Genomic DNA, 24,294 nt, shown 5'->3' on the forward strand with positions numbered 1-24,294 from the left:
ACGAATACGGAACTTAGTTAGGTCCTGACGAGAAGCGGAAGCTGCGCGCTCTAGCTGCCGAGGTGATGAGTTCGGAAACGGCCGTCCCAAAGGAAGCCTCACTGCGCGGCAATAGTGAGCGACATGACCAGTCGAAGACAGGAAGAAACAAGATCACAGCGCAGATATCTTGCAATCCTCTTTTCGGATTTGTCAGATTCTGCTCGCCTCGCTGCCAGTATGGAAGCCGAAGATTTTTCGGATCTGCTGGGCCACCTCCGCCGCGCCTATGAAGACATCATCCCAAGGCATGGTGGAACAATTGTTCAGATCCGGGGAGACGGCTTGCTGGCGAGCTTCGGCTATCCGGAAACACATGAGGACGATGGACGCCGAGCGACCGAGGCCGCACTTGATCTTCACGAATTCGTTCGAAGAATTCCACCTGACCACTCGCCCCGCGCCTTGCCGCCTTTGCATCTGCATACAGGAGTTCACTCAGGCCTGGTACTCCTTGCCGGCGGGGATGATCTTCACGGAAGACTTGATCTGTTAGGCAACACTGTAAATGTTGCAGCGCGGCTTTCCGATGTTGCGCAAAGCGACGAAATCTTAGTGAGCGAAGAAACGCTAGGCGCTGAAAGCCATTTCTATGAGACCACGCCCAGGCGATCCCTCAACCTTCAAGGGATAATCCAGCCGATCGCCGTCTACGGAATCCTCGGTCGTGCTGCCGTCGGCACACGATTCCAAGCCAGATCGATGCGGGGGCTAACATCATTCATCGGCCGCCAAACCGAACTCCAGGCTTTGAAGGGGAGTCTCTACGACATAATAAAAGGGAAGCCGCAATATGTCGCAATCGTCGCACCTGCGGGAATGGGAAAGACCCGACTCGTCGAGGAGTTTCTCCGCGGCCCGGCAAATTCCGATTGCCAGATACTGCGAGGGTACTGCGAAAGTTATCTAAGCGCCGAGCCCTTGCAACCATTCCTCCAGATTCTCCGGTCGTTGTTGGGCCTGGACCATGCAATGACGACTGCGCGCGCCGCTGAGGTTCTTGAGAAAGCACTCTCAGAGATCGATCCAGATCTTCTCAAGTATCGGCTTGAGTTCCTGCGCGCCCTGTCGCTGGATCCCGTGAACAGTCAATTGGAATCGCGTAACGTTTCTCCGGAAAACACAATTGCCGCAATATGCAAGCTTTTCGATGTCTTGGTCGCCTCGAAACCTGTGGTGCTGTTCATCGACGATTGGCAGTGGGCAGATATCGCGTCGTGTCAGGTGCTCGAAGCAATAAGGCGCGGTGATAATCGGACATTGTTCGTGCTCGTCGCAAGCCGCGAGCTTGGGGATGGCAATGTGGCAGTCGTTGGCGCGACCATCTTGACTCTTGCGCCTTTCAGCGCCGACGAAGCAGAGGAAATCATTCGTCAATTGCTTCCTGGAAGCAATCCTTTCACCGTTACAAGGATCAGGGAGCTCTCTGGTGGCAATCCGTTATTTATCGAGGAGTTATGCCACTCCGTTGCTCACGACAGTCCGGATCACAACCGCATTGGCCGCATCCATGGCGGCGAGGCATGGTTGGACAAACTCATAGAATCCCGTGTCGAACGATTGAAGCCCGAGCAGATTGATCTGGTTCGCACGGCAGCCGTTATTGGCAATGTCATTCCCATTTGGCTGCTCGAAAAGCTCACTGGCTGTGGCGAAAGTCATCCGCTTATCGCGACGCTCGCTGCACAAGATCTCATTTTTCCTGGCGAGCAACCGGGAACCCTTCGATTCAAGCACGGCATTGCGCGCGACGTGATTTACGACTCCGTCGGTCTGCGCCAGCGCAACGCGCTGCACAAGCGTATCGCTGACACGCTGAGAGAACACGGGCCGTCTGGCACGCAAGAGGAAGCCTGGGAACTGCTTGCTTATCACTACGGCGCATGCGGGCAGGTGGTCGAGGCCGCTCAGTACGCCGAGGCCGCGGGAGATAAAGCCGCCGCAGCCTCAGCTTTGGACCGTGCCCAAATACAATACGGCGCTGCTCTTACCGCTCTGGATCCGGATGCATCCCAGGGAAACTACGAACGCTGGATGTCTATAGTGCAACGCCTGGCTTTAGCGTGCGTGTTTGATCCGTCGAGGGATCAACTTGAGTTTCTGCGACGTGCTGTTGTCCTTGCGACGGCTCATAGTGATCAGCGCGCGCTTGCGCGGGCTGAGTATTGGGTAGGATATATCAATTACGCGCTAGGGGAGCTGGCTCGTGCCACACGCCACCTGGAAGCTGCGCTTGCACATGCTACGGTCGTCGGCGACGAGCCACTTGCTGTGCAAATTCGAGCGGTACTGGGGCAGGCCTGCGCGGCAGCAGGGGAATACGACAAGTCCCTCGTGTTGCTTGACGAGGCAATCTCGATAAAGCGCCAATTCCGAAAACGCGGCCGGCTCCCCGTTGCTCTCGCTTTTTCGTTGGCTTGCAAAGCATCGGTGCTTGGTGACCGCGGGCTGTTCGAACAGGCGCATGCATGTTTCGAGGAAGCGCTGGACGCAGTTCAAAGCTCAGGCCATGAGGTTGAGGGTTCGATTCTATGTTTGCAAAGCGCCGTCAACTTGTGGCAGGGCCGTTGGGAGGACGCGCGAGCATCTGCGATTAAGGGCCAATATGTCGCGGAGCGAGTGAAGAGCCTGTATTTGTATGCACAGAGCCTTTCATTGGGCGGATATGCGAGTTGGATGACGCAACGATCCCAAAAATCATTGCAGGCGATCGTAGATGCCACGTCATGGCTGGAGAACCGCAATCGAGGGCTGTTTGTCTCACTGAATCATGGTTGGTTGGCAGATTGTTTGGTTGAAAGCGAACGATGGCAGCAGGCGAGGCGCCACGCGGCGCGCGCGCTGTTGCGTAGTCGGCGGCATGACCCGCTGGGCGAAGCCATGGCCTACCGCGCGATGGCTCGCGCCTCGGCTGTCGGACATGGCCGGACTTCGCCGGAAGTATATCTTGCTCTGGCGATGAAGAACGCACTTGCCAGAGGAGCGCGCCACGAGATTGCAGTCACGCAGCTCTGCGATGCCGAGATACGCGTTGCTTGCGGAGAACACGCGCACGTAGCCGAACTGCTAGACCAGGCAGAGAGCCTGTTTCAGGCGATGGGGATGTCCTGGCACTTCGAAGCGGCCCGCAACTTGCGTCGACGGTATTAGCCAACTCGCTCCATCAAACCAGCGATGGTACCCAGCAAGACTCCCGTTGCCGCGTCGTTACCGCGACAAGCATGTGTTGGGTGAGGTCGCATTTTGATGTCGTCCTGGAAGCGAAATTGGATGTGCAACGACCCAATAGCGGGCGCGGCATCAGGAGAGGAACTGAGAATCCCTCTGTCTGCTCCCTTCCTTCGCTTGCTCTTCGGCGCGGCGAGCCACGCTGAAGCTGACAGCGCCATAGCGGCGGAGCCACGGCGGCGGGCAGCTTCCGACTAGCTCACCGCCCCACAAGCCACCTCGCCGCCACACCGTTCGGTAATCTCCGCGATCTTGCCGTCGACGACGTGGATGCGGCGGTCATGCGTCACCGCGACCCATCATCACGGACCGAGAGTTCTCAGTCGCTTCGGAAGCATGCGCTGCCTCGAAACCGCCGTAAGGCCGACACTCGCGGTCAAAGTGGTTGCCGAGAACGCTGGACGCATTCATCGAGAGCGGGTCCTTGCGTGAGCAAATCCGGCACGTGACGTTCGGTTTTGCGACACGCAGAGCTATCCGCAGATGGCGGATCGGTTGATTGTTAGTTCTTTACGCTGACAATAACTCAAGCAGACGGCCAATTGCCGTACCGGCGTTTGTAAGGATTGCAGAGAAGTGGGCCGTCGCGAGCCATTGAGGTGACCAGATCAACCGCGCAGCCTATGGCTCCAGAGGAATGACGGAGTATAGCGCGTTTCGTAGCGCGAGGTCGCGTGGGTCTCCTGTGAGCGATGTTCCCATTCGGCTGGTGACATATGCATAGCCGATGCCGGCCTTCGGGTCGGCAAAGCCCATGGCGCCGCCGGCGCCGGGTGCCCCGAACGAGAGGTCGCTTCCGAAAGCCAGGAAAGGACTAGGTTTCATGAAACCCAGTGAGAAGCGGACCTCGCTCCTGAAGCATTCATCGTAGAATCCATGAGTCGGAGGAATGGCCGGCGCCGAAAGCGCCTCCAAGGTCTCCGCGCGCAACCCCAGTTCCCGACCGTCGGTCGCGAACACGCCATAAGCCCGCGCGATTGCGCGCGCGGTGCCGACGCCGCCCCCGGATGGTACCTCGAGATTGCGCGCGTAGATGTGCTTCTCGTCCTCGCATATCGCGGCGCCTGGATTCACGATAAGCGCGCGATGGATGCTCGAGCGGGGGTTCAAGGAGTCGAGCGTCAGCCGGATCGGAAAGCCAAAGAGTCTCGCCAAGGAGCTTGGGCTTGCAAGTGTCGCGAGCCTGGCGTTCGGAATGGTCTCGGGCAGTCGGATGTAGGCCTCAAGTCCCAGCGGAGCGGCGATTTCGTCCTGAAAGAAATGCCCCAGGCTGCGATGCTGCGGATCGATTCGACGTAGCAACTCGCCTTCATAAAAGCCGAGCGTGAGCGCATGATAGGCTTGCCGCGTGCCCGGCTCCCAGGCCGGTCGCTGTCGAGCGAGGACGATCGCGAGCCGATCAAGGTCGGCGACCACGCTTTTGTCCACCGGCTCGTTGAAGGCAAACAGGCCGGCTTGGTGAGCCAGAAGTTGTCGGACGGTAATTGCCTCCTTGCCTTGCTGCGCAAACTCCGGCCAGTAGGTGCAGACCCGCTCCTCGTAGTCGAGCCAACCGCGGGAGTGGGCGAGCGCTAGCGTCATCGCCGCCAATCCCTTTGTCGCCGACCAGATCAGCACCATGGTGTCTTGCTGCCATGGCTCGCCGGTCGACTTGTTGCGCACACCGCCCCAGAGGTCGACGACCTTCTCACCATGGCGGTAGACGCAGCAGGCGCCGCCCAGCTCGTGTCGCCGAGAGAAATTCTCGATGAACGCGTCCCGCACCGCCTCAAAGCCGCGGGTCACGCATCCCTGTACGATTGATTGATCTGATTTAGGCACGGACACGCCCCAACCTCCCGATGCCAACGTTGGCTGCGCGCAGCCACGACGCGCCAGCCGCCGGGTCACGCTGCGCTCGGTAACGACTATCGATGTATTGGTACCGGTGATCTCGATAGGCGCCCTTGACCGGGGTCAAATCGAGGGGCACCCAATGTGAGCGAGCTAGCTGACGGCATGTTGCGTAACCTCGCATCCTCCCTCTCTGCCAGCTTCTGATTCGTCCAGCCCGAAGATCGGGCAGTAACGAACCCTTCCTTCCCGCTTCAGATCATCAGCCCACACGCCTGACGGATGGCGATCTGAACCGGCGATGGCGGCAACGCCGGATCAAACTCGGCTTTCGGCAGCAACGGCGGCTGGGCCATGAAGCGCGGTCGTTCTCCGCGATGAGGTTGCGCGGCATGAACTAGGAATGGGTGGCACAGGTAGACGGTGCCTGCCGCACCGGTCGCCAGTTCAACTTCGCAATCTTCTGTAGAGGCGTAGCCATGGGCAGAGAGCTGCCTGAGCGTCGCGCCCGCGTCGCCATAGGGCAGCAATTCCCGCGCAATGGTGGCATGCGAACCCTTCCGTATCTTCGTGGGCGCATCATCCGAGCCAACATCCGAGAGTAGAAACAACATCAGCAATAGCCGTCCGCTGCTCTTCACATTGGCCCGCCACTCCATGAAGTCAGGACTATCTCCAAAACTCATGTCCACATGCCAGCCATCGTCACCGGGGGATTCTGACGAGGGGAAGCGGATGGGGAAAGTTCCGAGGCCTTTGGGCGCAAACCAGCGGTCCACGCCGACGAGTTGATCGTAAGCCTTGTGCAGTTGCGGCGTGTTGCCGGCTTCAACGAATGGAGGCGAAGACTTGGACGCTACTCGAATGACGGGTCGAATCCAGCCTTCAGGCTTGTCTGGCGATAGGCCAATATCAGTCCATAGCTCGTCCCTACATTGCTTTGCGAGATCGGTGCTGAAGGCGTTTTCGATTTTGACGAAGCCGTCGTCAATGAAGCTCTGAACCTGACGGGAGGTCAGGCCGATGTGATCGGCTTTGGGCATTACACATTCCCCGTTCGGCCACCGCGTCAGCGGAGCCATGTTGATCTGATCGGCGCGGATGCACCACGAATTGGGTCGTTCAGATCAGCGGGAAGAATGTGGACATGAACATCATGGGAAGAACGTATGCTCTGTGGCAGAGGAGATCAAGGATGCGCGACGAAGCACCTCCGAAGCCATATCATATGAATGGCAGCAATACGCAATCCCGTCATGGAAGATAGCTGTCCACCAGCTTCTGGCTTAGTTTGCCATCTCCTTCACCAGCTCGCCGTCACCCCGTTCGGTAATCTCCGCGATCTTGCCGTCGACGATGTGGATGCGGCGGTCGGCGCGGGCGGCGAGCGCTGGATCGTGGGTTACCACGACCACGGTCTGGCCCTGGTCGGCGATGTCGCGAAGGATCGAAAACACCTGTTCCGTCGATGCTGTGTCGAGGGCGCCTGTCGGCTCGTCGGCGACGATGATCTCGGGGCGGTTGGCAAGCGCGCGGGCGATGGCGACGCGCTGGCGCTGGCCGCCGGAGAGCTGGTTGGGACGCTTGTTGGCGTGCTCGCCAAGCCCAAGCGAGCCAAGCAGCGCAAGGCCGCGCTCGCGCATCTCGCCTTCGGTCATCCTGCCGGCTGCGCGCATCGGCAGCAGCACATTGTCGAGCGAGGTGAACTCCGGCAGCAGGAAATGAAACTGGAACACAAAACCGCATTTGGTCAGGCGAACGTCGGCTCGCTCCGTCTCCGACAATTTCGAGGTCGGCTGGCCGCAGATCATGATCTCGCCTTCGCTGGGAGCATCGAGCAGGCCCAGGAGATAGAGCAGCGACGATTTGCCCGATCCCGAAGGCCCGGTAATGGCGACGAATTCGCCCTTGTTCACTGCAAGATCAATGCCGTTGACGAGGGTGTGCGAAACGACGCCTTCGATGCGGCGAACCAGTTCGACTGCTTGCAAAGCGACTTCGGTCATGATGCCCCCCGGATGATGTCGACTGGATGCACGCGCGTTGCCTTGCGTGCCGGGAAATAGGCCGCACCTGCGCAGCAGAGCAGCGAAATGCCGCCGGCGACCACATAGTGCATCGCAGAGTAATAGATCTGCAGCGGAACGGTCGTGCCGGTCAGCGGATTGAAGATCGTGATCTTCGACCAGCCGTAGCAGAGCAGGTAACCGAGGATCCACCCGAACAGGATGCCGACTACGCCGATAATGATGGATTCGATGATGAAGATCCGCCGCACCGCATATTCGCGCATGCCCAGCGATTTCATGATCGCGATGTCCTGACGCTTCTCGTGTGTGATCGTCGAGATGATGTTATAGGTGGCAAAGGACGATGTCAGCAGCATCGCGCCCATCACCGTGAGCACGATGAAATCGCGCACGGTAAAGGTCGACAGCAAGTCAGCATTGGCTTCCTGCCAGGACACCGACCTATAACCGGTCTGCGCTTCGACTTGCGCGGCAACCTTTTGCGCCGACATCGGATCGTTCAGCCGCAGGCGTAACTGGTTGACGACCCCGCTTTGCCCCATCATGAGCTGCGCTGTCCCGGCCAGCGAATAGATCTGGCTCTCATCGACGCGTTTCAAGCCGGAGCGAAACAGCCCGGCCACCGTTGAATTCAGTCGGGTGCCCTGGCCGCCGACCAGGAGGACGGTGTTGCCGGTTTTCACGCCGAGTTTTTCGGCGAGCGCCTCGCCGACGATGATGCCGTTCGGCGCGCGTGAAAGATCGTCGAGCTTTCCCTCGCGCATTTGCGAGCCGAGTTTCGAGACCTGAACCTCACGGCGGGGATCGATGCCGGTCAAGGTGATGCCGATGCGGGCGCCGCCATGATCGATGATCGCACTGGTCCCCACCGAGGGAGCCACGTCGCCGGGTATCCAGGAGCGCAGCGAGCTCATCACCGATTCCGGATATTTGATGCCGGGACGCTTGCCGACATTGGCGATGTCGGCCATTTGGACCGCCGCATATTCCTGCTCGGCGGGTTGCGTCGGCACGGAGCGCCGTTCATCATCGACCGTGATGTGCGGCATGGTGTCGACGAGCTGGCGCAGGAAATCAATCTGCGAGCCCTGCATCAGGCCGGCCATCATGATGGTGAAGCCGACGCCCATGGCGACGCCGGCCATACCCACCAGAGTCTGGCGTACCCGGGCGCTGACATGGGTCCATGCGATGTTGAACAGAAGCTTCACGGCACTTACCGGCTGTTGCTAATGAGGTTGCGACGGGCGTCGTTGACGACGGAATCGATGTGGGCGGTCATGGCTGCCGAAATCACCGCATCATCGGGATCCGAAGGCGCTGTGGTGGCCGAGGCGACCGCGATAGATTCGGGTGTCGCGGTTGGCTGGTCGGTCGGTTCACTCGTGGCCGCCGGCTCCACAACTTTGGCTGGACTGCTGTCGATGCGAATCCTGGCGCCGTCGGCAAGGTCCGTGCGAGCGGGCGAAAGCACAGGTGTGCCCTTGGATATGTCGCCGAGGATCTCGATGTTGCGGTTGCCGCGGACGCCGACCGTCACCGGCACACGTTTGATGCGGCCGTCATCGACCATCTGAACCGAACCGGCTGCGACGGCCTCTGCCGGCACGACGATGGCCGCCTGCTTCTCGCGGAAGATGATGTTGACCTCTGCCGACATGCCAATTCGCAGCGGCGTATCCTCTGGCAGCCGCAGATAGACGCGGAAGGTCTTGCGGGTCGGGTCGCCCTTCGGCGTGATCTGGGAGACCGTGGCCCGCAGGGCCCTTCCGGGGAAAGCCTCGCTTCGCAGAAAAGCCTTCTGGCCGGTTGCGATTCGGTTGATCTCCTCCTCATTGATTTCGGCGACGACTTGCATCGGCGCAGGCGGTCCGACCCAGAACAAGACGTCGGTGGGGCCGGCGATCTCGCCAACCTCGCCGTCGCGCCGCAGGACCATGCCGTCGAGCGGAGCTCTCAGCAGCAGCGAATCGAGCCGTACCTTCTGCGCGGCGATCCGCGATTTCGTTTCCTCGAGCTTGGTCCAGCGCTGCTCGTAATCGGTGCGCGCGGCGTCGCTCTTGTCGCGATCCTTCTCGGCGCGCGCCAGATCGCGTTCGAGCTGGCCGCGATTGATTTCCATCTGATCCAGCGCGCTGCGCTCCTCGGCGTCGTCCTGGCGACCGAGGACCTGGCCGGCCTTCACCACCTGTCCCTCGCATCTGCAAAGCTCGACCAGCCGGCGGCGCTGCAGCGGCACCACTTTGGCCCAGCGCTCGGGCTCGACGGTGCCGGTTCCGTAAACCGCTTCGGAAACCGGCGCGAGGCCCGCAATGCTGGTGGTCACCAACGGTGCACGAAGCAAATGGGGATAGGCGTAATAGCCAGCCCCTGCGGTGGCGACGGCCAGAATGCCGGTTGCGATCAGATGCTGCAATTTCATGGCGCGTCCCCTGACTCAGAAGCCAAACCGTTTGCGCAGGCCCGATGGAACCTGGTCGAGCAGATCACGAACATCTTCTTTCCTTGCATTCTTCATTGGAGCTGCCGACGTGGTCTTGGGAGATGCCTGCAACACCGTGGTGTTGGATGGCGCCAGCTGCGGGGTAGCAGGCGACGGCGTGGCGGCTGGCGCTGGCTGCACGGCGGCGGGTGCAGGTGGGGGCGCAGCCGGCGCGGGTTGGTCCGGGCTGTCCAGTGCTCTTTCGATTTTCGAAGCCTTGTCGGAAGCCTTGACGGAGTCCTTTGGCGCGCCGGCAACCCGAACGGCGCGCCATTCTCTTGCGGCCACCACGGCACGGCCGATCTCGTCGCTCGTCATCTTCTTCATGAGAAGGGACATCAGTTGTCGCGCACCGTTGCGGTCCTCGTCGAGCTTGCTAGCGGAAGCGACGATGTGGGCCCAGGAATAGGCCTTCACATTATCCTTCGCTACGCCGCGCCCGCTCGCGTAGAGGCCGGCGACGATCAGCATGGCGTGGGCATGCCCCTGATCGGCCGCGCGCAAGAACCAGCGAAATGCCTCCTGGTCGCTGCGCGGACGACCGACGCCTGACGAATGGAGCGCCCCGAGATAGAACTGGGCCTCATCATCGCCCGCCTGCGCCGCCTGCTCGTAGCGAGTGGCCATGTCCCGATCGGACGCTGCGTCGGCAAGAGCGGCATGGGGGGCCGTCAGCACAGCGAGGCAGCAAGCCATAACGGCGACGGCTCGCTTCATGGGCCCCGAAATCGCGTCACGAACGCCCGGCCGACATGAGCGGGTTGAGACTGGATTGATCGATGAGAAATTCAGAATGCGCCACATTGCGTACACGCCTTCAGCTTGTGTCTTTCGCCCCAGAAGCGTCTAAGCCGCGCTTGGCCACAGCACCTCTCGCGAACAAAAGCCTAGCTCATTCGTGCGCTGACAAATGTGCGACCCATCACATATCCAGCTCGCTGCTGCTGGAACCGGCGTGGCCTGTCGTGAATGCATCTGGGGCAACTGCGGCCAAGATGGTCGACTTCAGGACGCAGTATTGGCAGGATTGCTCCTGGAGCTGCCACCATGCCCATCGGCGAACTCTTCATTCTCGGCTTCTTCGGCAAGATCGTTCCCAATTGGCTGAAGGAATTTGCAGCCCGCTACGGTCTCGGCGGGGTGATCCTGTTCGATTATTCCTGCCGGACGCGAGAATACGACAACAACATTGAATCGCCTGAACAGGTGCAACGCCTCTGCGCGGAGATTTCCGCGTTGCCGTCGGGGCCGATGGTGTTCATCGACCAGGAAGGTGGATTGGTGCGGCGGCTGAAGCAAAGCCGCGGGTTTGCGCCGCTTCCCAGTGCGAGGGAATTCAATCTGCTGGCACCGGATCAAAAGCACGCGATCCTCACCACGAGCTTTGCCGAGATGCGGCGGCTCGGCATCCACTATGATTTCGCGCCGGTCATCGACGTCGACTACAATCCCGACAACCCCAATATCGGGAAGATCGAACGTTCCTACTCCGCCGACATCGCCGAGGTGGAAGCCAATGCGTTGCTGGCAAGCGAGGTGGCGCGGGCGCAGCGCATCGGCCTGTGCCTGAAGCATTTCCCCGGCATCGGCGGCGCGGTGGTGGATTCGCATCAGGAATTCATGGATATCTCCAAAACCCTTCGCGGTGAGCAGGAAGAGCTATTCTATTCGCTTGCGCCAACAATGTTCGGCGATGCGGTGCTGGTCAGCCACGCCATTGTCAGACAATGGGACGACCATTGCCCGATGACGCTGTCCGCGGCGGGGCTTGGCCGCTTGCGCAAGCGCCTTCCGGATACGCTCTTGATCACCGACGACATGCAGATGCAGGGATTGCAGAAGGCGTTGGGCACGCGGGAAGCCAGCCTGCAATCGCTCAAAGCCGGCATGGACATGCTCTGCATCGGCAACAATTTGTTCGACCAGGAACACGAGATGGCCGGGATTGCCGAATACATCGCAGACAGCCTGCGCGAGGGAACCTTGTCCGGTTCGGCGATCGAGAAATCGATCGCGCGTGTCGGCAAGCGAAAGGCGCTCCTGACGGCCTGACGCGGTGGACCCCAAAATCCGAAGCACATCAGGCGGACAATGTGTTGCGTTGCCAGGCCGTTGAGACTACAAGCGCTTTTTCAGCGGAAAGACCGACGATGGCCCATAATTTCGCGATCAACGACGACGTCCATCACCAGCAGCAGGGGCCGCAGGGCCGCGCCGTGGCGAAGGAACGAAGCGTCTACACCATCGTATCCTGCCTGCCGATCGAAGCTGACGGCCGCCCGCGCTATCGCATCAGGAGCAAATCCGAGAATGTCGAACGCGTCGTGACCGAGGAGCAGATCTCCAGGCTCGGCTGACCTCAAGCCTACTGCGCCTTCTCGTGCGCTGCGGTGCCGATCGCCTTGTAATCGTAGGTCGGATAGAACTCGGTGCGGTAGCTGCCCCAGGCCGTGTTCTCGAGGATGCGGTTGACCTCGCGCAATCGGGACGCCGGCAGCCGCAGCGTGACCACCTGTCCGATCCCCATCATGACATACCAGCTCACGACTTCGACGCCGTCAGGCGGGAAAGCCTTGTAATATCCCTGCCGCTGAAGCTGCGCGTTGAGTTCACTCAGGGGCCGCGACTGGTCATGTTTGAGGAATACGGTGAGCATCACCGCGTTGTCGGCCGTCGGCGGGGCGTTCTCCGCCGCCGGTGCGGTTTGCGCCGCCACGCCCGAGCTGAACGTCAGGACGCCGGCCAGCACTGCCATCGCTATCCATGATCCCTTTGCCTGCGACATCGCTGTCTCCTTTTTTGGATTCGTTGCGGGATGATTTGGGCCTCGATCATTGCGGGACTGCCGGCGCATGTAATCAGGGCGATGCCGCGAGCAAGCCGTCGCGCGGAACGGGCGTCGGGGGGAAGGGACACTCCGGATTAGGGCGCCGACGGGAAACACATCGAGAACCGGTTGAGATCTATTAACAAAGCAAATGCCATCACCGTTAAAGTACGGGGCTGGCGCGCCACGGCTCTTATGTTCGGATCACGTATTTCGGCCGAAAACATCCAATTTCGAGTGAATTCGGCTCGATCTAGTCCGGCGGCGTGACGCGCCGGCGCATTTCTCCGTATTCTTACCGGTTAAGAAATTAACCATGAAAGAGGGTGGAGCCGATAAAAATAGTTATATGTCGGGACAAGATCATCGCGCCGCTGATTCGCACTTCACGAAGTGGATGGAAAACGTCACACCTCTCGAAGAGAATCCTGAGATCGTCCAGCTATCCGCTGCGCGCTCGCGTGCCGCGGAAGAGGCGGGAGCGGCGATTGCCCGGCAGTTGAACGGACCGCTGACAGCGCTGCTGCTCTACATGAATGAGATCAAGCAGCACAGCCACCAGCTTTCGCAAGGATCCGGCAACCGGCTCTACCTGCAACAGGTGGTGGAGAACGCGCTTCAGCAAACTGAGCGCGTCTGCGCTCTGGTAAAGCAGATGTCGGACAATCACCCGGCGTCCGACGCCGTTCGCAAGCAGGCGAGCGAGGCCCACGCCGGCCGCCCCGCGGATGGCGCCCGCAGGCCGGGCCTGATGTTGGCCCCGGGGGCAGGCCAGAAGCCGCTGACCAGGCGCGAGCGCGAGGTGCTGAGCCTGATCAGCGAAGGTTGCTCCAACAAGCAAGGCGCCTTGCGGATGAATATCAGCCCGAGGACATTCGAGAGCCACCGCGCCGAAGCCATGCGCAAGCTTGGCGCCCGCAATACCGCGGATCTGGTTCGCAAGGCGCTGCTGCAGCCCGCCTGATTTTTCCCGAAGCGATGCCTGCAATGCGCGGCTGATCGGCGCGGCTTCGCTCTGCCAGAAGGCGCCTAGGTTGTGGTAGCGGGCTCAAGCTCGACATGGCCAAGCAGGCATGAACGCAGGGTTTCGATCTCGGGACAATCCGTCGTGCCGAGCGGGCCGATCAGAAAACCACTCCCTAAAGGTTCGCACCTATAGCCTGGATACCGCCGCAACCTTTCCGCGATCACCACATCGACCTTGCCCTCGATCAGTTCGTCCAGGCCCGCCGGCTGGCTGAGGCGAATGGCTACCTGGGGCTCGGCCTGGCGGAACTGCGCCAGGCGCGTCCGCAACCCATCAACGTTGAAACCTGCATGTACCCCGATATGCAGCAGACTTGTGACGCCCTCAGGCCTGAGTTCGGCCGTGGCGTCAGCGAGGCAGCGAAACGCCTGACGTACCCGCGTCAGATAGGTTTCCCCGGCAGAAGTCAGGATCACCTGCCGCGTTCGCCGCTCGAATAGTTGCACACCTAGCCGCTCCTCCAGCAGGCGGACTTGCTGGCTGATGGCACCGGCAGTGACGTGCAGCTCGTGGGCGGCCTGCTTGAAGCTGAGATGGCGGGCGGCGGCCTCAAAGGCGCGCAGGGCATTGAGTGGCGGCAGCAGATACGTCATGGCCGAGTCCGAACTATGCGACAGGGCCGCAGGGTGCATGAGTTTCGCTGGTTCTACAAAGGAGAAATCCTGCTTTGTCGCGGGTGAAGGCGGGCCGTACCTATGGCCGACTTGGACGCAAGCCTCGAGGAAACCTGCCATCGTGCCGCCTGAAATGCCGTCGATCGAGACTTCATATTCCTGGACTCGCCTCGTCGTCTCCATCACCCTCAGCACACTGGGCTGCGTGGGCATGTGGTCTCTCGTCGTGGCGCTGCCGGCAGTGCAAACCGATTTCAACGCGCCTCGCGCCGACGCGACGCTGCCCTATACACTCACTACCATCGGCTTCATGATCGGCGGCATCATTGTCGGCCGATTGGCAGATCGATTCGGCATCTTGCCGCCCCTCGCCGGGGGCACGATCCTGATGAGTCTCGGCTACGTCCTCACTGCGTCCGCTCCGAGCCTGCTCGTCTTCGCGGTTGTCTCCGGCCTTACGATCGGCCTCGGCGGCGCAGCGAGCTTCGCGCCCTTGGTGGCCGACGCCTCGCTTTGGTTCGATAGGCACCGCGGCCTTGCCATTTCCCTGGCTACCATCGGCAGCTCCCTTGCCGGCGTGGTCTGGCCACCAATCATCCAACACTTCATCGCTGCGGTCGGCTGGCGGCAGACCCATATCGGCATCGGCCTATTCTGCCTGGCGACGATGCTGCCGCTCTCGCTGGTTCTGCTGCGGCGGCCTGTATTCCATAAGGCTACGCTCGAAGCGACGAGCACCGGCAGTACCTACCAAGCCATAGGCTTGGCTCCGAGCGTTACCCAAGGTTTGCTGGCCTTCGCCGGCCTGTGCTGCTGCGTCGCCATGTCGATGCCGCAGGTCCACTTGGTCGCCTACTGCGGCGATCTGGGATACGGCCCTGCGCGCGGCGCCGAGATGCTCGCGGTCATGCTCGGCTTTGGTGTGGCGAGCCGTCTGATCTTCGGCTGGGTGTTGAACTTTATCGGCGGGCTGCCGACCTTGCTGCTGGGCTCGGCGATGCAGGCCATCGCACTCGCGCTTTATCTGCCGTTCGACGGGCTGGTCTCGCTCTATGTCATTTCCGCCATTTTCGGCTTGGCGCAGGGTGGCATCATCCCGAGTTATGCGGTGATCATTCGCGAGCTGTTCCCGGCGCAAGAGGCCGGTCTTCGCGTCAGCCTCGCCATCTCGGTCACTCTCGCTGGCATGGCGCTAGGCGGCTGGCTGGCCGGTGCGATCTACGACTGGACCGGTTCCTATGCAGCGGCGCTGGTCAATGGCATCGCCTGGAACATCATGAACATGGCGATCGCAGCCTGGCTGCTACACCAGCGCACCCTGCCGAGGCGATTGGCGGCATGTCGACAAAAGGTATTGTCGGCTTGACGCGGCGGCTTTCAAAAAACCGAGCGTTCGGCAACTCCCCAGCCTACGCCGTCGCAGGGCGTCTCCTTACGCACGATTAGTAAGCCAGATGGATAACTATTATTGACAGCCCTTCGGCGCGCAAATATAGTTAGCCGTATGGATAACTTATCATCAAGTCTCGACCTTGTGTTCGGCGCGCTTGCGGACCCAACCAGAAGAGCGCTCCTTGAGCGTCTGGGCGAGGGCGAGGCCTCGATCGGGGAGCTCGCCGAACCATTCGACATGGCGCTGCCCAGCCTTATGAAGCACGTCCGGGTGCTTGAGGCCGTCGGTCTCGTGGAGTCTCAGAAGAGTGGGCGCGTTCGCACCTGCCGGTTGAAGCCGGCCGCCATGACCGATGCTGAACGTTGGCTGGCTGAGCAGCGTGCGGTTTGGGAGGCACGCCTGGATCGGCTCGAGGCCTATGTGAAGACAATTGAGAAGAATGAGAAGAAGTCCCGGAAGCGAAGGCTGAAACAATTGAGCTCCGCAAACGGCGGGCGCCCCTCGCTGCGGCCACGATCTCCGGGAGTTCGAAAGCGTCGTTGACACCACCGTCCCATGCCCATCCCAATCAAAGGATTTGATCATGACCTCGTCCACCAACGCCGCGCTTTCGCAATGGGCGCTCGATCGCGAAATCGTTCTCTCGCGGGTGATAGATGCTCGGCGCGACATTGTGTTTTCTGCCTGGACCGATCCGAAACATCTGCCGAGCTGGTTCGGGCCAACCGGCTATAAAATCGAGACCAAGGAGATCGACATATGTGTCGGCGGTCTGTGGCGCTTCGACATGATCGCACCTGATGGTCAGCTCTTCCCCAGCCGGATGCAATTTCGTCGTATCGAACGACCGACACTGATCGAGTTCGATCACGGAGCGGATAGCGATGACGATCCGGGGCGTTTCCGGACAACCATCACGTTCGACGAACAGGGCGATGGCAAGACCGTGATCACATTGCGTCAGTTGCACCCAACCAAGGCGCAGCGCGACGCGGGCATCGGCTTCGGTGCAGTCGAATATGGCTACCAGACGCTCGAAAAGCTCGCGCGCCATGTCGATGCCCTGAAGGGCTGAAGCAGAGGAGAGACGCAATGCGACGTTTGGTGGTTTGGAACGTGATGACGCTCGACGGTTATTTCGAGGGCAAGAGCCCGTGGGACCTCGGCTTCCTTGAGACGATCTGGGGAGACGAGTTGGAGGCGTTCTCGCTCGAGCAGGGCAGGGAGATCGGCACGCTACTTTTCGGACGGCGGACCTATGAGGGTATGGCCAGCCACTGGGCCACAGCGACCGGGGCGGTGGCCGACATGATGAACTCGGTCGAAAAGGCGGTAGCGACCCGCACGCTCGACAAGGCAACGTGGAACAACACGCGGCTCCTGAAGGGCGATGCGGTCGAGGCGGTCAGGGGTCTCAAGGCGGAGGACGGCAAGGACATCTACGTGTTCGGCAGCGCGGATCTGCTCGCCTCGCTCCTTTCCGCCAGGCTCGTCGACGGATACCGCGTTTGCGTCTCCCCGGTGGTGCTGGGCGGAGGCAATCCCCTCTTCAAGCCGCAGGACCAGCAGGTCAAGATGCGCCTCGAAAGCGCGCGCCCGCTCAAGACCGGCGGGGTGATCCTGACTTATGCAGTGGGCGGGTAGCGAACGGGCCGCGGCATGCGCGCTTTCGCTGCCGCGGCTCCTCGGAGCTACTCTGACGCGGTCAGGCTGCCGCCCGTTTCATTGCGCGCCGTGCTCGTTTGGGCGACGGAATCAGAGGGTCGGCCTCGACTGACGCATCGGGTGCAAGCGGGATAAGTTCGTCCACGGCGCTCTCGACCCGATTGCGGCCAAGCGCCTTCGCCTGGTAGAGCGCCTTGTCAGCGCGTTCACATAGCGCCTCGATGTCGGCTGGCGGGTCGTTCGCATGTGCGAGCCCGATGCTGACCGTGGCGGCGATCGGGACACCGCCCACGACACGCGCCGCCGCCGCGAAGCTCTCGCGCACGCGCTCGGCAGCCGCAATCGTCGTCTGTTGGTCTGGCCCGCTGACGATCGCGGCGAACTCCTCTCCCCCAAGCCGGCCCGCGATGCTTTCCCGCGGCAAATTGGCGGAGAGCGTGTGTGCGAACAGCCGCAGCACGCGGTCGCCCATCGAATGCCCATGGCCGTCGTTGATCGCCTTGAACCGGTCGAGATCGAATATGAGGAACGCGACCGTCCCGCTCGCAGGCGCGTTCAGACGTTTCTCAGCGAATTCCATGAAGGCGCGACGATTGGCGAGGCCAGTCAGTGCGTCCGTCATTGAAGCGCGCTTGTGTGCGAGCTCGCTCCGCTCCTTGGTGAGCGCGAGAAAGAGATAATTGATGGCGATGAAGTAGAGCAGGGTGGCCGTGCTCACGATCGCGAACCAGAACGACCGCAGCGCATCGAAGCTGGCGATCGGTGCCTCTGCGAGCGGAGAGATCACGGCGAGCGGAATGCGCACGAGAAACAGGCCGCCACCGAGCGCGGTCAGCACGATCAGCGGCCAGCGCGACAGCAGCGGCTCGGCGCGGCCACTCCACAGCACGTAGGCGCAGCCGAACGAATAGAGGCCCACGGCGGCTGATACGATGATCATGCGCGCCGTGGCGGAATCGTACAGCGCAGGGATCTGGCAGGCTGCGATCCAAACCAGCGCACCGGCGAGCAGGGCGGCGGGGCTCGGGCGCTTGCCTTCGAAGCAGCGCGCGCCTTCCAGCATCAGCGCGCAGGCCGTGAACAGCACCACATAGGCGAGGTCGACCGAATAGACGTCCGGGATCGTTCCGCGCAGGCAGAGCAGGCCAAGCGCGACAGCCATCACGAGCACTGCGCCGCTCCACCAGGCAAGCGCACGGACCGCGCGGTTTTGCAGCCAGGCGAAGAAGGTCAGCGCGCCGAGCAGCACCATGGCTGACAGCATCAGCACGTAGATTGTCGGAACGTGGAGTAACGGCATGGTTCCTACCCTGTCGCAGGCCCCATACCAAGTCCGTGCTACGATTTGCTTGCGATAGTTGGTAAACGTCGTCGTAACGGCTTCCGAATTCCGGGATGGACGTGCAGCGCCGCCGACGCCGCGTCGGGCGGCTTCATCAAATCTCGTTCCGCGAACCTGCCGTCGGAAAGCAGAGCCGGAGCTTGAGCCCTGGCGCGTTGTCGAGCAGTTCGATCCGTGCGCCGTGGAGACGGGCAACGGCGGCGACCAGGCTCAATCCGAGACCGTTGCCCTGCGCGTAGCGGCTGTGTTCGAGCCGGTAGAAGCGCTTGAACACATGCTCATGCTGATCGGCGGGAATTCCCGGGCCGTCGTCGGCGACCGAGACGGCCGGCTGACCGTCAATGGTCTCGTGCACAACCACGACCTGCCCTCCGGCACGGCCGTGCTTGATCGCATTGTCCACGAGATTGGCGATGGCATCGAAGATCAGATCGCGATCGCCGGTCACCAGCACCTCGCGATCGCCGGCAATGGTGAGACGGGTGCCGTCCTGCTCGGCAGCGGCATCGTACAGCTCGACCACCTCGCCGGCGATCTCCGCCAGGTCCACGCGGTGGAACGCGTCTTTTCGCGCCTGGGTCTCGATCTGCGCGATCCGCGTGATGGACGCAAAGATCCGCAAGACAGCATCGAGGTCGGCGATAGCGTCGCCGATCAGCGTCTGATCGTCGTCGCCGATGCGCGGCCCGTGCCAGGCCTTCTCCAGCCGTCCGCGCATGCGCGTCAGCGGCGTCCGCAAATCGTGCGCGACATTGTCGCTCACCTGCTTGATCTCGCCCATCAAGGTTTCGATGCGGTCCAGCATCAGATTGAGGTTCTCCGCCACGCGATCCCATTCGTCATGGGTGCCGCGCAGCGGGATGCGCTTGTCGGGACCGCTGAGCATGATGGCGCGGCTGGTGGCGTTGATCGACTCGATCCGCCCTACCGTCCGCCGCGTCACCAGGATGCTCGCGACGCCGCCTATCATGAACATCAAGGCAATGCTCAAGGCCACCGCTGTCTTGATGTGATCGGTAAAGCCGTCGAGGTCGCTGATATCCTTTCCGACCAGCAGACGATCGCCGTTCGGAAAGATTTCGACCGCCGCCCGCAGCAATGGCCGGCCGTCTGCGCCGGGCGGTGGCTCCACACCGCGAAACTCGGCCGATCCCCCCGCCGCCGTGACCGCCGGTGGCCAGATCTTGAGATTGTCGGTCTTGAGATTGCCGGCCAGCGCGGTCGATGCGGGATCGACCAGGAGATAGATATTGTCGGCAAAAGTCTGGTCGGCAACGCGTTGCCGGATCAGGGCGATCAGCCCATCGCGCCCGGAGCGCTCGTAAGCGCCGCGCAGGCTGACCAGCTCGATCATGATGGCGCGGTCCGACTGGCTGCGCACATAGGAGGAGGTGGCGAGATAGACGTAGGCAAAAATCGCCGACGCTATCACGCCAAAAATCCCGATCCCGAGCAGCGCCTGCTTGAACGTCGACGAGGCGAAGGTCTTAGCCAGGAGCACGGAGACAATACCCGATGCCGCGCACCGTATGGATCAGCGGATAAGCCTGCTGACCGTCGACCTTGCGGCGAACGCGCCCGACATAGACGTCGATGATGTTGGTTGAGGGATCGAAATGAATATCCCAGACTTGCTGCAGCAGCATGGCGCGTGATACGACGCGGCCTTCGTTGCGCACCAGATACTCCAGCAACTGGAATTCCCGCGGCAACAGCAAGATGTCTTTGCCGCGCCGACTGGCGGTGCGAGACACCAGGTCGATGACGAGATCGCCCACCCGCAAAATGGTCTCCTTCACGATGGTGTCGCTGCGGCGCCCCAGCGCCTCGACCCGCGCCAGTAGTTCGACGAACGAAAATGGCTTCACCAGATAGTCGTCGCCGCCAGCGCGCAAGCCGCGCACCCGATCGTCGACCTCACCGAGCGCGCTGATGATCAGGACGGGCGCGGCGTTGCCATCGTCGCGCAGTTGCCGCATCACGGCGATGCCGTCGATATCCGGAAGCATGCGGTCGATGGTGATCACGGCATAGTCGCTGGCGGCGCTGCGACGCAACGCCTCATGGCCGGTGGCGGCCAGATCCACCTGGTAGCCGCTGGTCGTGAGCGAATCCACGAGCTGGCCGGCGGTTTCCGGGTCGTCCTCAACGACCAGAATACGGCGGTGACCTCCCGTCATGGCGTTTCGTCTCCGAACGACTGCTCAAAAGCCGAACCCAGTCTGGCAAGAAAATCGGAAAGTCGTTGCGCGACTCCATGGCCGAACCAACCCACGCGTCGTCCGAGGGTTGCCTGCGGAGGCGCAAATAGGAGGCGCAAATAAGCGTGATGGTCACCCCAGCCGACCCGGAGTCCGGATCCCCATACTCTGGTTGCGATCATCACGACGTCCGGGCCGGAGAGGTGACCGAAGTCCGCGCGTCCACTCCGAACCCATCACGCTCGATCCTTTTGTTTGGAGCATGATCTCCGCTCTAACGCGTTCCGCGTTTGTCGCGAGGGAAAACCGGTGCCCACTTTGCACGCGGTCCCGCGGATCATGCTCTAGTAGTAACCGTAGTCGCCGCAGACATTGACCACCCGGAATCCACGCGGCGTCCACACCCTGCGCCAGCAATTGTCGTAAGCGGCGTAAACTGCGGGCGCGCCAATGAACGCAAAGCGGTGGAAGCGATGATGATGGCGGTGATGGAAGCCGCGATGGAATCGGCCGCCGTGGAATGCGAACCGCGGCGAGGCTCCGGCATGCGCAAAGGACGACCCTGGGAAACGGCTGCCGCTGAAACGGGGTCCTGCGCCGGAAAAGCGCGCGCCGCCGCCGATGTTCGTGCCGCCGCCAAAGCGCGGACCGCCGCCCACGGCGCCAGCACGCATCCCGCCACCGCCGCCGCCGGCGTGCACGCCACCGCCGAAACCACCGCCACCGCCGGCGCGCATGCCGCCGCCGCCTCCGATACCACCACCACCGGCCATACCGCCGCCGCCCCCGACACTACCGGCGGCGTGACCGCCACCACCGCCGCCACCCATACCGCCGCCGCCACGCTGTGCGAGCGCCGGCGACGCAAGCGCCAGCGTCGTACCAAGCGCCGCCGCGATGAGGCCGTTAAGGAGCTTGCTGTTCATTTGCGATCCTCCTCCGTGATTGGACCATAGCGACGGATGCCGTCGCAGGAAGAAGACGATCAGGAGACGCAAATGATCCCGCGATGACCCATGACAAATGCGACAGTTTCTGACAGCGAAGTTAGTTTCACCGCGGAGCAGAGGCGTAGTTATAGCGCGGATCACCGGCCGGGCATGCGGGCTGGAATGCCGACATGCCGGCCGCGAAAGAAGCTCGTCTGTACCGAAATGGCGCGCCCGACACGATTCGAACGTGTGACCCTTGCCTTCGGAGGCAAGAGCCGTGTCTGCACCCACCCAGACTTGGCCATTGTTGGCTATGAGACGCCATATGCGTCGATCGACCGACAGCAATGCGAAGAGTGGCACGCGAAGTTCGTGCAATCATCGAGCGTCCCGCGGCCGGCCATGTGCGTTGGGAACTGCCACTTTCCATTTTCCCTGGCGACCGCGCACGAGGCTGACGCTGTCGATGCGGATGTGATCGCCCAGGAAGTCGATGAACGCGCGCACACGGGCGGGCAAGGGACCGCCCTGGCCTAGATAGACGGCATGAATATCTTCGCAGTCGCCTGGGTTGAAATCTTCCAGAACAGGTACGAGACGGCCCGCCTCGATATCGGGACCGATATGAAACAGGGCAAGGCGCGCAAGTCCCGCGCCGCCGAGAGCGAGGAGACGCGCGGCCTCGCCATCGCTTGCCCGTGCAACAGGCGGAGGTGACAGCGACTCTATGCCTTTGCCCTTGCGAAACGGCCAGCCCTCGACGATGCGCGAGAAGGTCCAGCCGATGCCTTTATGGCGCGCAAGATCGGCTGGACTGCGAGGAGCTGCGTGCCGCGCGAGGTAGTTCGGCGATGCCACAACGGCCATTCGGCTCGTACCGAGCTTGCGCGCCACGAGGCGCGATTCCCGAAGCGGGCCCACGCGTATGGCGATGTCGGCGCGCTCTTCCAACAGGTCGATGACCGTGTCCGAGAGCATGATGTCGAGCGTGACCTCGGGATTCTGCGCAAGGAACAGAGGCACTAGCGGCATCACGTGACGCATCCCGAACGGGACGTTGCTATTGACCCGAAGATGGCCGCGGGGACAGGCGCCGGCCGATGCCTCGCGCTCGGCCTCATCCATATCGGCCAGAATGCGCCTGGCCCGGTCGTAGAAAGCTTGCCCCTCGGGCGTGAGCTGTAGCTTGCGCGTTGAGCGGTTGAGGAGGCGTGTGCTGAGCCGCGCTTCAAGTCGCGACACAAGCTTGCTGACGCCCGAGGGCGTCAGCTTGAAGTCGCGCGCCGCCGCAGTGAAGCCGCAGAGGTCGGCGACCCGCACGAACACTTCCATCTCGGCGGCGCGGTTGGTGTCCAGGCGAGGCATGATGAATTCATCTCATAAATGAATGGAATTGTCGCCCTCTAGTTCCAGATGGCGCGGCGCACCATTGTTGGGCCCAGTCACTGCTGATCGGGAGCCAAAATCATGCCTGTTGCCGTCCTCGCCCTTACCGCTGGCGCCTTCGGCATCGGCACGACCGAGTTCATCATCATGGGTCTGCTGCTACAGGTCGCTGCCGACATGCAGGTCTCCGTCTCGACCGCCGGCCTGCTGATTTCCGGCTACGCTCTCGGGGTTTTCGCCGGCGCACCGATCCTGACGCTCGCCACGCGCCGAATGCCGAGAAAGGCGGTGCTGCTGGGGTTGATGGCGATCTTCACGCTCGGAAATGCCGCCTGCGCAATCGCGCCCAGCTATGCGGCGTTGATGGCGGCGCGCGTTCTGACGTCGCTCGCGCACGGTACCTTCTTCGGCGTCGGGTCGGTTGTGGGGACAGGGCTTGTCGCACCAGACAAGCGGGCCTCGGCGATCGCGATGATGTTTACGGGCCTGACGGCCGCCACGCTGCTTGGTGTGCCTTTCGGTGCCTGGTTCGGCCTGTCGTTCGGCTGGCGGTCCGCGTTCTGGGCCGTGGCGGCGATCGGCGTCGTCGCGTTCATCGTGCTTGCCCTGCTTGTGCCGAACCATGTGGGCCGCAACGGCGAGAACACTTCGCTGCGCGAAGAGCTGACGGTGCTCGCCCGGCCGCAGGTGCAGCTCGGGTTGGCGATGACCGTGCTTGGCTTCGCCGGTCTTTTCACGGTATTCACCTACATTCAGCCGATCCTCACCAAGATCACCGGGTTTTCGGAAGCCGCGGTCTCGCCGATCCTCCTCGTATTCGGCGTCGGGCTGTCGATCGGCAACATCGCCGGGGGACGGCTTGCAGATCGTGGCTTGCCGCGTGCTCTGATCGGAACCCTTGCCGGTCTCGTCATCGTCCTCGTTGTGCTTGCGCTCGCGCTCCCTGCCAAGACGCCGGCCGTGCTGCTGGTCGGCCTGCTCGGCGCGGCAGCTTTCGCCACCGTCGCGCCGCTCCAGATTCGCGTAATCGAGAAGGCGGGAGCGGCCGGGCAGAACCTTGCTTCCAGCCTGAACATCGCCGCCTTCAACCTTGGCAACGCGCTCGGCGCCTGGGCTGGCGGCGTGACCATCGATCGCGGTCTTGGCCTCGCCGCCTTGCCGGTGGTCGCAGCGGTTATCACGGCCTTCGGTCTCGCGCTGGCATTCTGGAGCCTACGGCTCGACCGGAGGTCCGCAACGTCGATCACGTGTCCCGCAGAATAGGAGTGTAGATGCCCGTATGATTCTGCGCGATC

At 62.0% G+C, this 24,294-nt stretch carries 21 protein-coding genes and 1 pseudogene; 9 read left to right on the forward strand and 13 right to left on the reverse strand.

The window, feature by feature from the left end; genetic code table 11:
- Positions 1–123: 123 nt before the first annotated feature.
- On the forward strand, positions 124–3,189 hold the full coding sequence (locus tag V1292_RS09360; protein WP_334376979.1) for an ATP-binding protein: 3,066 nt from the start codon (positions 124–126) through the stop codon (positions 3,187–3,189).
- A 699-nt stretch (positions 3,190–3,888) separates the two neighbouring features.
- Here the strand turns inward: V1292_RS09360 and V1292_RS09365 are convergent.
- From V1292_RS09365 to V1292_RS09390, 6 genes are all read right to left on the reverse strand, one after another.
- Positions 3,889–5,157, reverse strand: coding sequence for a serine hydrolase domain-containing protein (locus V1292_RS09365; RefSeq protein WP_334372015.1), 1,269 nt, complete (start codon positions 5,155–5,157; stop codon positions 3,889–3,891).
- A gap of 197 nt (positions 5,158–5,354) precedes the next feature.
- On the reverse strand, positions 5,355–6,143 hold the full coding sequence (locus V1292_RS09370; RefSeq protein WP_334372017.1) for a phytanoyl-CoA dioxygenase family protein: 789 nt from the start codon (positions 6,141–6,143) through the stop codon (positions 5,355–5,357).
- Positions 6,144–6,386: 243 nt separating this feature from the next.
- Positions 6,387–7,106 (reverse strand): ABC transporter ATP-binding protein, encoded by a 720-nt coding sequence (locus V1292_RS09375; RefSeq protein WP_334372019.1) that lies wholly within the window; start codon positions 7,104–7,106, stop codon positions 6,387–6,389.
- Positions 7,103–8,341, reverse strand: a complete 1,239-nt coding sequence (locus V1292_RS09380; protein WP_213289932.1) for an ABC transporter permease — start codon at positions 8,339–8,341, stop codon at positions 7,103–7,105. The genes V1292_RS09375 and V1292_RS09380 overlap by 4 nt, the downstream gene beginning before the upstream one ends.
- Positions 8,342–8,346: 5 nt before the next feature.
- Positions 8,347–9,552 carry an efflux RND transporter periplasmic adaptor subunit gene (locus tag V1292_RS09385; protein ID WP_334372021.1) on the reverse strand — a complete coding sequence of 402 codons (1,206 nt, stop codon included), beginning with the start codon at positions 9,550–9,552 and terminating at the stop codon, positions 8,347–8,349.
- A 15-nt stretch (positions 9,553–9,567) separates the two neighbouring features.
- Positions 9,568–10,239: a tetratricopeptide repeat protein gene (locus V1292_RS09390; RefSeq protein WP_334372023.1), complete on the reverse strand. Its 672-nt coding sequence runs from the start codon at positions 10,237–10,239 to the stop codon at positions 9,568–9,570.
- Positions 10,240–10,659: 420 nt separating this feature from the next.
- Between V1292_RS09390 and V1292_RS09395 the strand changes: the two genes are divergently transcribed.
- Both V1292_RS09395 and V1292_RS09400 read left to right on the forward strand, forming a co-directional pair.
- Positions 10,660–11,664 (forward strand): glycoside hydrolase family 3 N-terminal domain-containing protein, encoded by a 1,005-nt coding sequence (locus tag V1292_RS09395; protein ID WP_334372025.1) that lies wholly within the window; start codon positions 10,660–10,662, stop codon positions 11,662–11,664.
- 98 nt (positions 11,665–11,762) lie between these two features.
- The gene (locus tag V1292_RS09400) at positions 11,763–11,969 is read left to right on the forward strand and encodes a hypothetical protein (RefSeq protein ID WP_028348539.1); all 207 of its coding nucleotides are present in this window, start codon (positions 11,763–11,765) and stop codon (positions 11,967–11,969) included.
- An 8-nt stretch (positions 11,970–11,977) separates the two neighbouring features.
- Here V1292_RS09400 and V1292_RS09405 read toward each other — a convergent pair whose 3' ends face one another.
- Positions 11,978–12,367: a hypothetical protein gene (locus V1292_RS09405; RefSeq protein WP_442895604.1), complete on the reverse strand. Its 390-nt coding sequence runs from the start codon at positions 12,365–12,367 to the stop codon at positions 11,978–11,980.
- Positions 12,368–12,836: 469 nt separating this feature from the next.
- On the opposite strand from V1292_RS09405, the gene V1292_RS09410 reads away from it, so the two are divergent.
- Positions 12,837–13,403, forward strand: a complete 567-nt coding sequence (locus tag V1292_RS09410) for a response regulator transcription factor (protein WP_442895506.1) — start codon at positions 12,837–12,839, stop codon at positions 13,401–13,403.
- Between the two features lie 65 nt (positions 13,404–13,468).
- Here the strand turns inward: V1292_RS09410 and V1292_RS09415 are convergent, their stop codons facing one another.
- A complete protein-coding gene (locus V1292_RS09415; protein WP_442895507.1) occupies positions 13,469–14,059 on the reverse strand; it encodes a LysR family transcriptional regulator in 591 nt (196 codons plus the stop codon).
- A gap of 154 nt (positions 14,060–14,213) precedes the next feature.
- Between V1292_RS09415 and V1292_RS09420 the strand changes: the two genes are divergently transcribed.
- The 4 genes from V1292_RS09420 (at position 14,214) to V1292_RS09435 (ending at position 17,117) form a co-directional block, all read left to right on the forward strand.
- Complete coding sequence (locus V1292_RS09420) at positions 14,214–15,446, forward strand: MFS transporter (protein ID WP_334376981.1); 1,233 nt, start codon at positions 14,214–14,216, stop codon at positions 15,444–15,446.
- Between the two features lie 138 nt (positions 15,447–15,584).
- Complete coding sequence (locus tag V1292_RS09425; RefSeq protein WP_334372029.1) at positions 15,585–16,016, forward strand: ArsR/SmtB family transcription factor; 432 nt, start codon at positions 15,585–15,587, stop codon at positions 16,014–16,016.
- A gap of 40 nt (positions 16,017–16,056) precedes the next feature.
- Positions 16,057–16,548 (forward strand): SRPBCC family protein, encoded by a 492-nt coding sequence (locus V1292_RS09430; RefSeq protein ID WP_334372030.1) that lies wholly within the window; start codon positions 16,057–16,059, stop codon positions 16,546–16,548.
- Positions 16,549–16,565: 17 nt separating this feature from the next.
- Entirely contained in the window at positions 16,566–17,117 is a 552-nt protein-coding gene (locus V1292_RS09435; RefSeq protein ID WP_334372031.1) for a dihydrofolate reductase family protein, read from the forward strand.
- Positions 17,118–17,178: 61 nt separating this feature from the next.
- Here V1292_RS09435 and V1292_RS09440 read toward each other — a convergent pair whose 3' ends face one another.
- The 5 genes and pseudogenes from V1292_RS09440 to V1292_RS09460 all read right to left on the reverse strand — a co-directional run bounded on the left by V1292_RS09440 (position 17,179) and on the right by V1292_RS09460 (position 22,978).
- On the reverse strand, positions 17,179–18,438 hold the full coding sequence (locus tag V1292_RS09440) for a GGDEF domain-containing protein (RefSeq protein ID WP_334372033.1): 1,260 nt from the start codon (positions 18,436–18,438) through the stop codon (positions 17,179–17,181).
- Between the two features lie 136 nt (positions 18,439–18,574).
- Positions 18,575–19,522, reverse strand: a pseudogene (locus tag V1292_RS09445) (ATP-binding protein); the annotation flags it as partial.
- Between the two features lie 445 nt (positions 19,523–19,967).
- Positions 19,968–20,660: a response regulator transcription factor gene (locus tag V1292_RS09450; protein WP_334372035.1), complete on the reverse strand. Its 693-nt coding sequence runs from the start codon at positions 20,658–20,660 to the stop codon at positions 19,968–19,970.
- Between the two features lie 365 nt (positions 20,661–21,025).
- Positions 21,026–21,607 carry a hypothetical protein gene (locus tag V1292_RS09455; protein ID WP_334372037.1) on the reverse strand — a complete coding sequence of 194 codons (582 nt, stop codon included), beginning with the start codon at positions 21,605–21,607 and terminating at the stop codon, positions 21,026–21,028.
- A gap of 384 nt (positions 21,608–21,991) precedes the next feature.
- Positions 21,992–22,978 (reverse strand): LysR family transcriptional regulator, encoded by a 987-nt coding sequence (locus V1292_RS09460; RefSeq protein ID WP_334372039.1) that lies wholly within the window; start codon positions 22,976–22,978, stop codon positions 21,992–21,994.
- A gap of 102 nt (positions 22,979–23,080) precedes the next feature.
- Between V1292_RS09460 and V1292_RS09465 the strand changes: the two genes are divergently transcribed.
- Positions 23,081–24,262 (forward strand): MFS transporter, encoded by a 1,182-nt coding sequence (locus tag V1292_RS09465; protein ID WP_334372041.1) that lies wholly within the window; start codon positions 23,081–23,083, stop codon positions 24,260–24,262.
- Positions 24,263–24,294 lie beyond the last annotated feature (32 nt).

Origin of the sequence: Bradyrhizobium sp. AZCC 1719, assembly GCF_036924525.1 — a bacterium.
Taxonomy (GTDB): Bacteria; Pseudomonadota; Alphaproteobacteria; order Rhizobiales; family Xanthobacteraceae; genus Bradyrhizobium.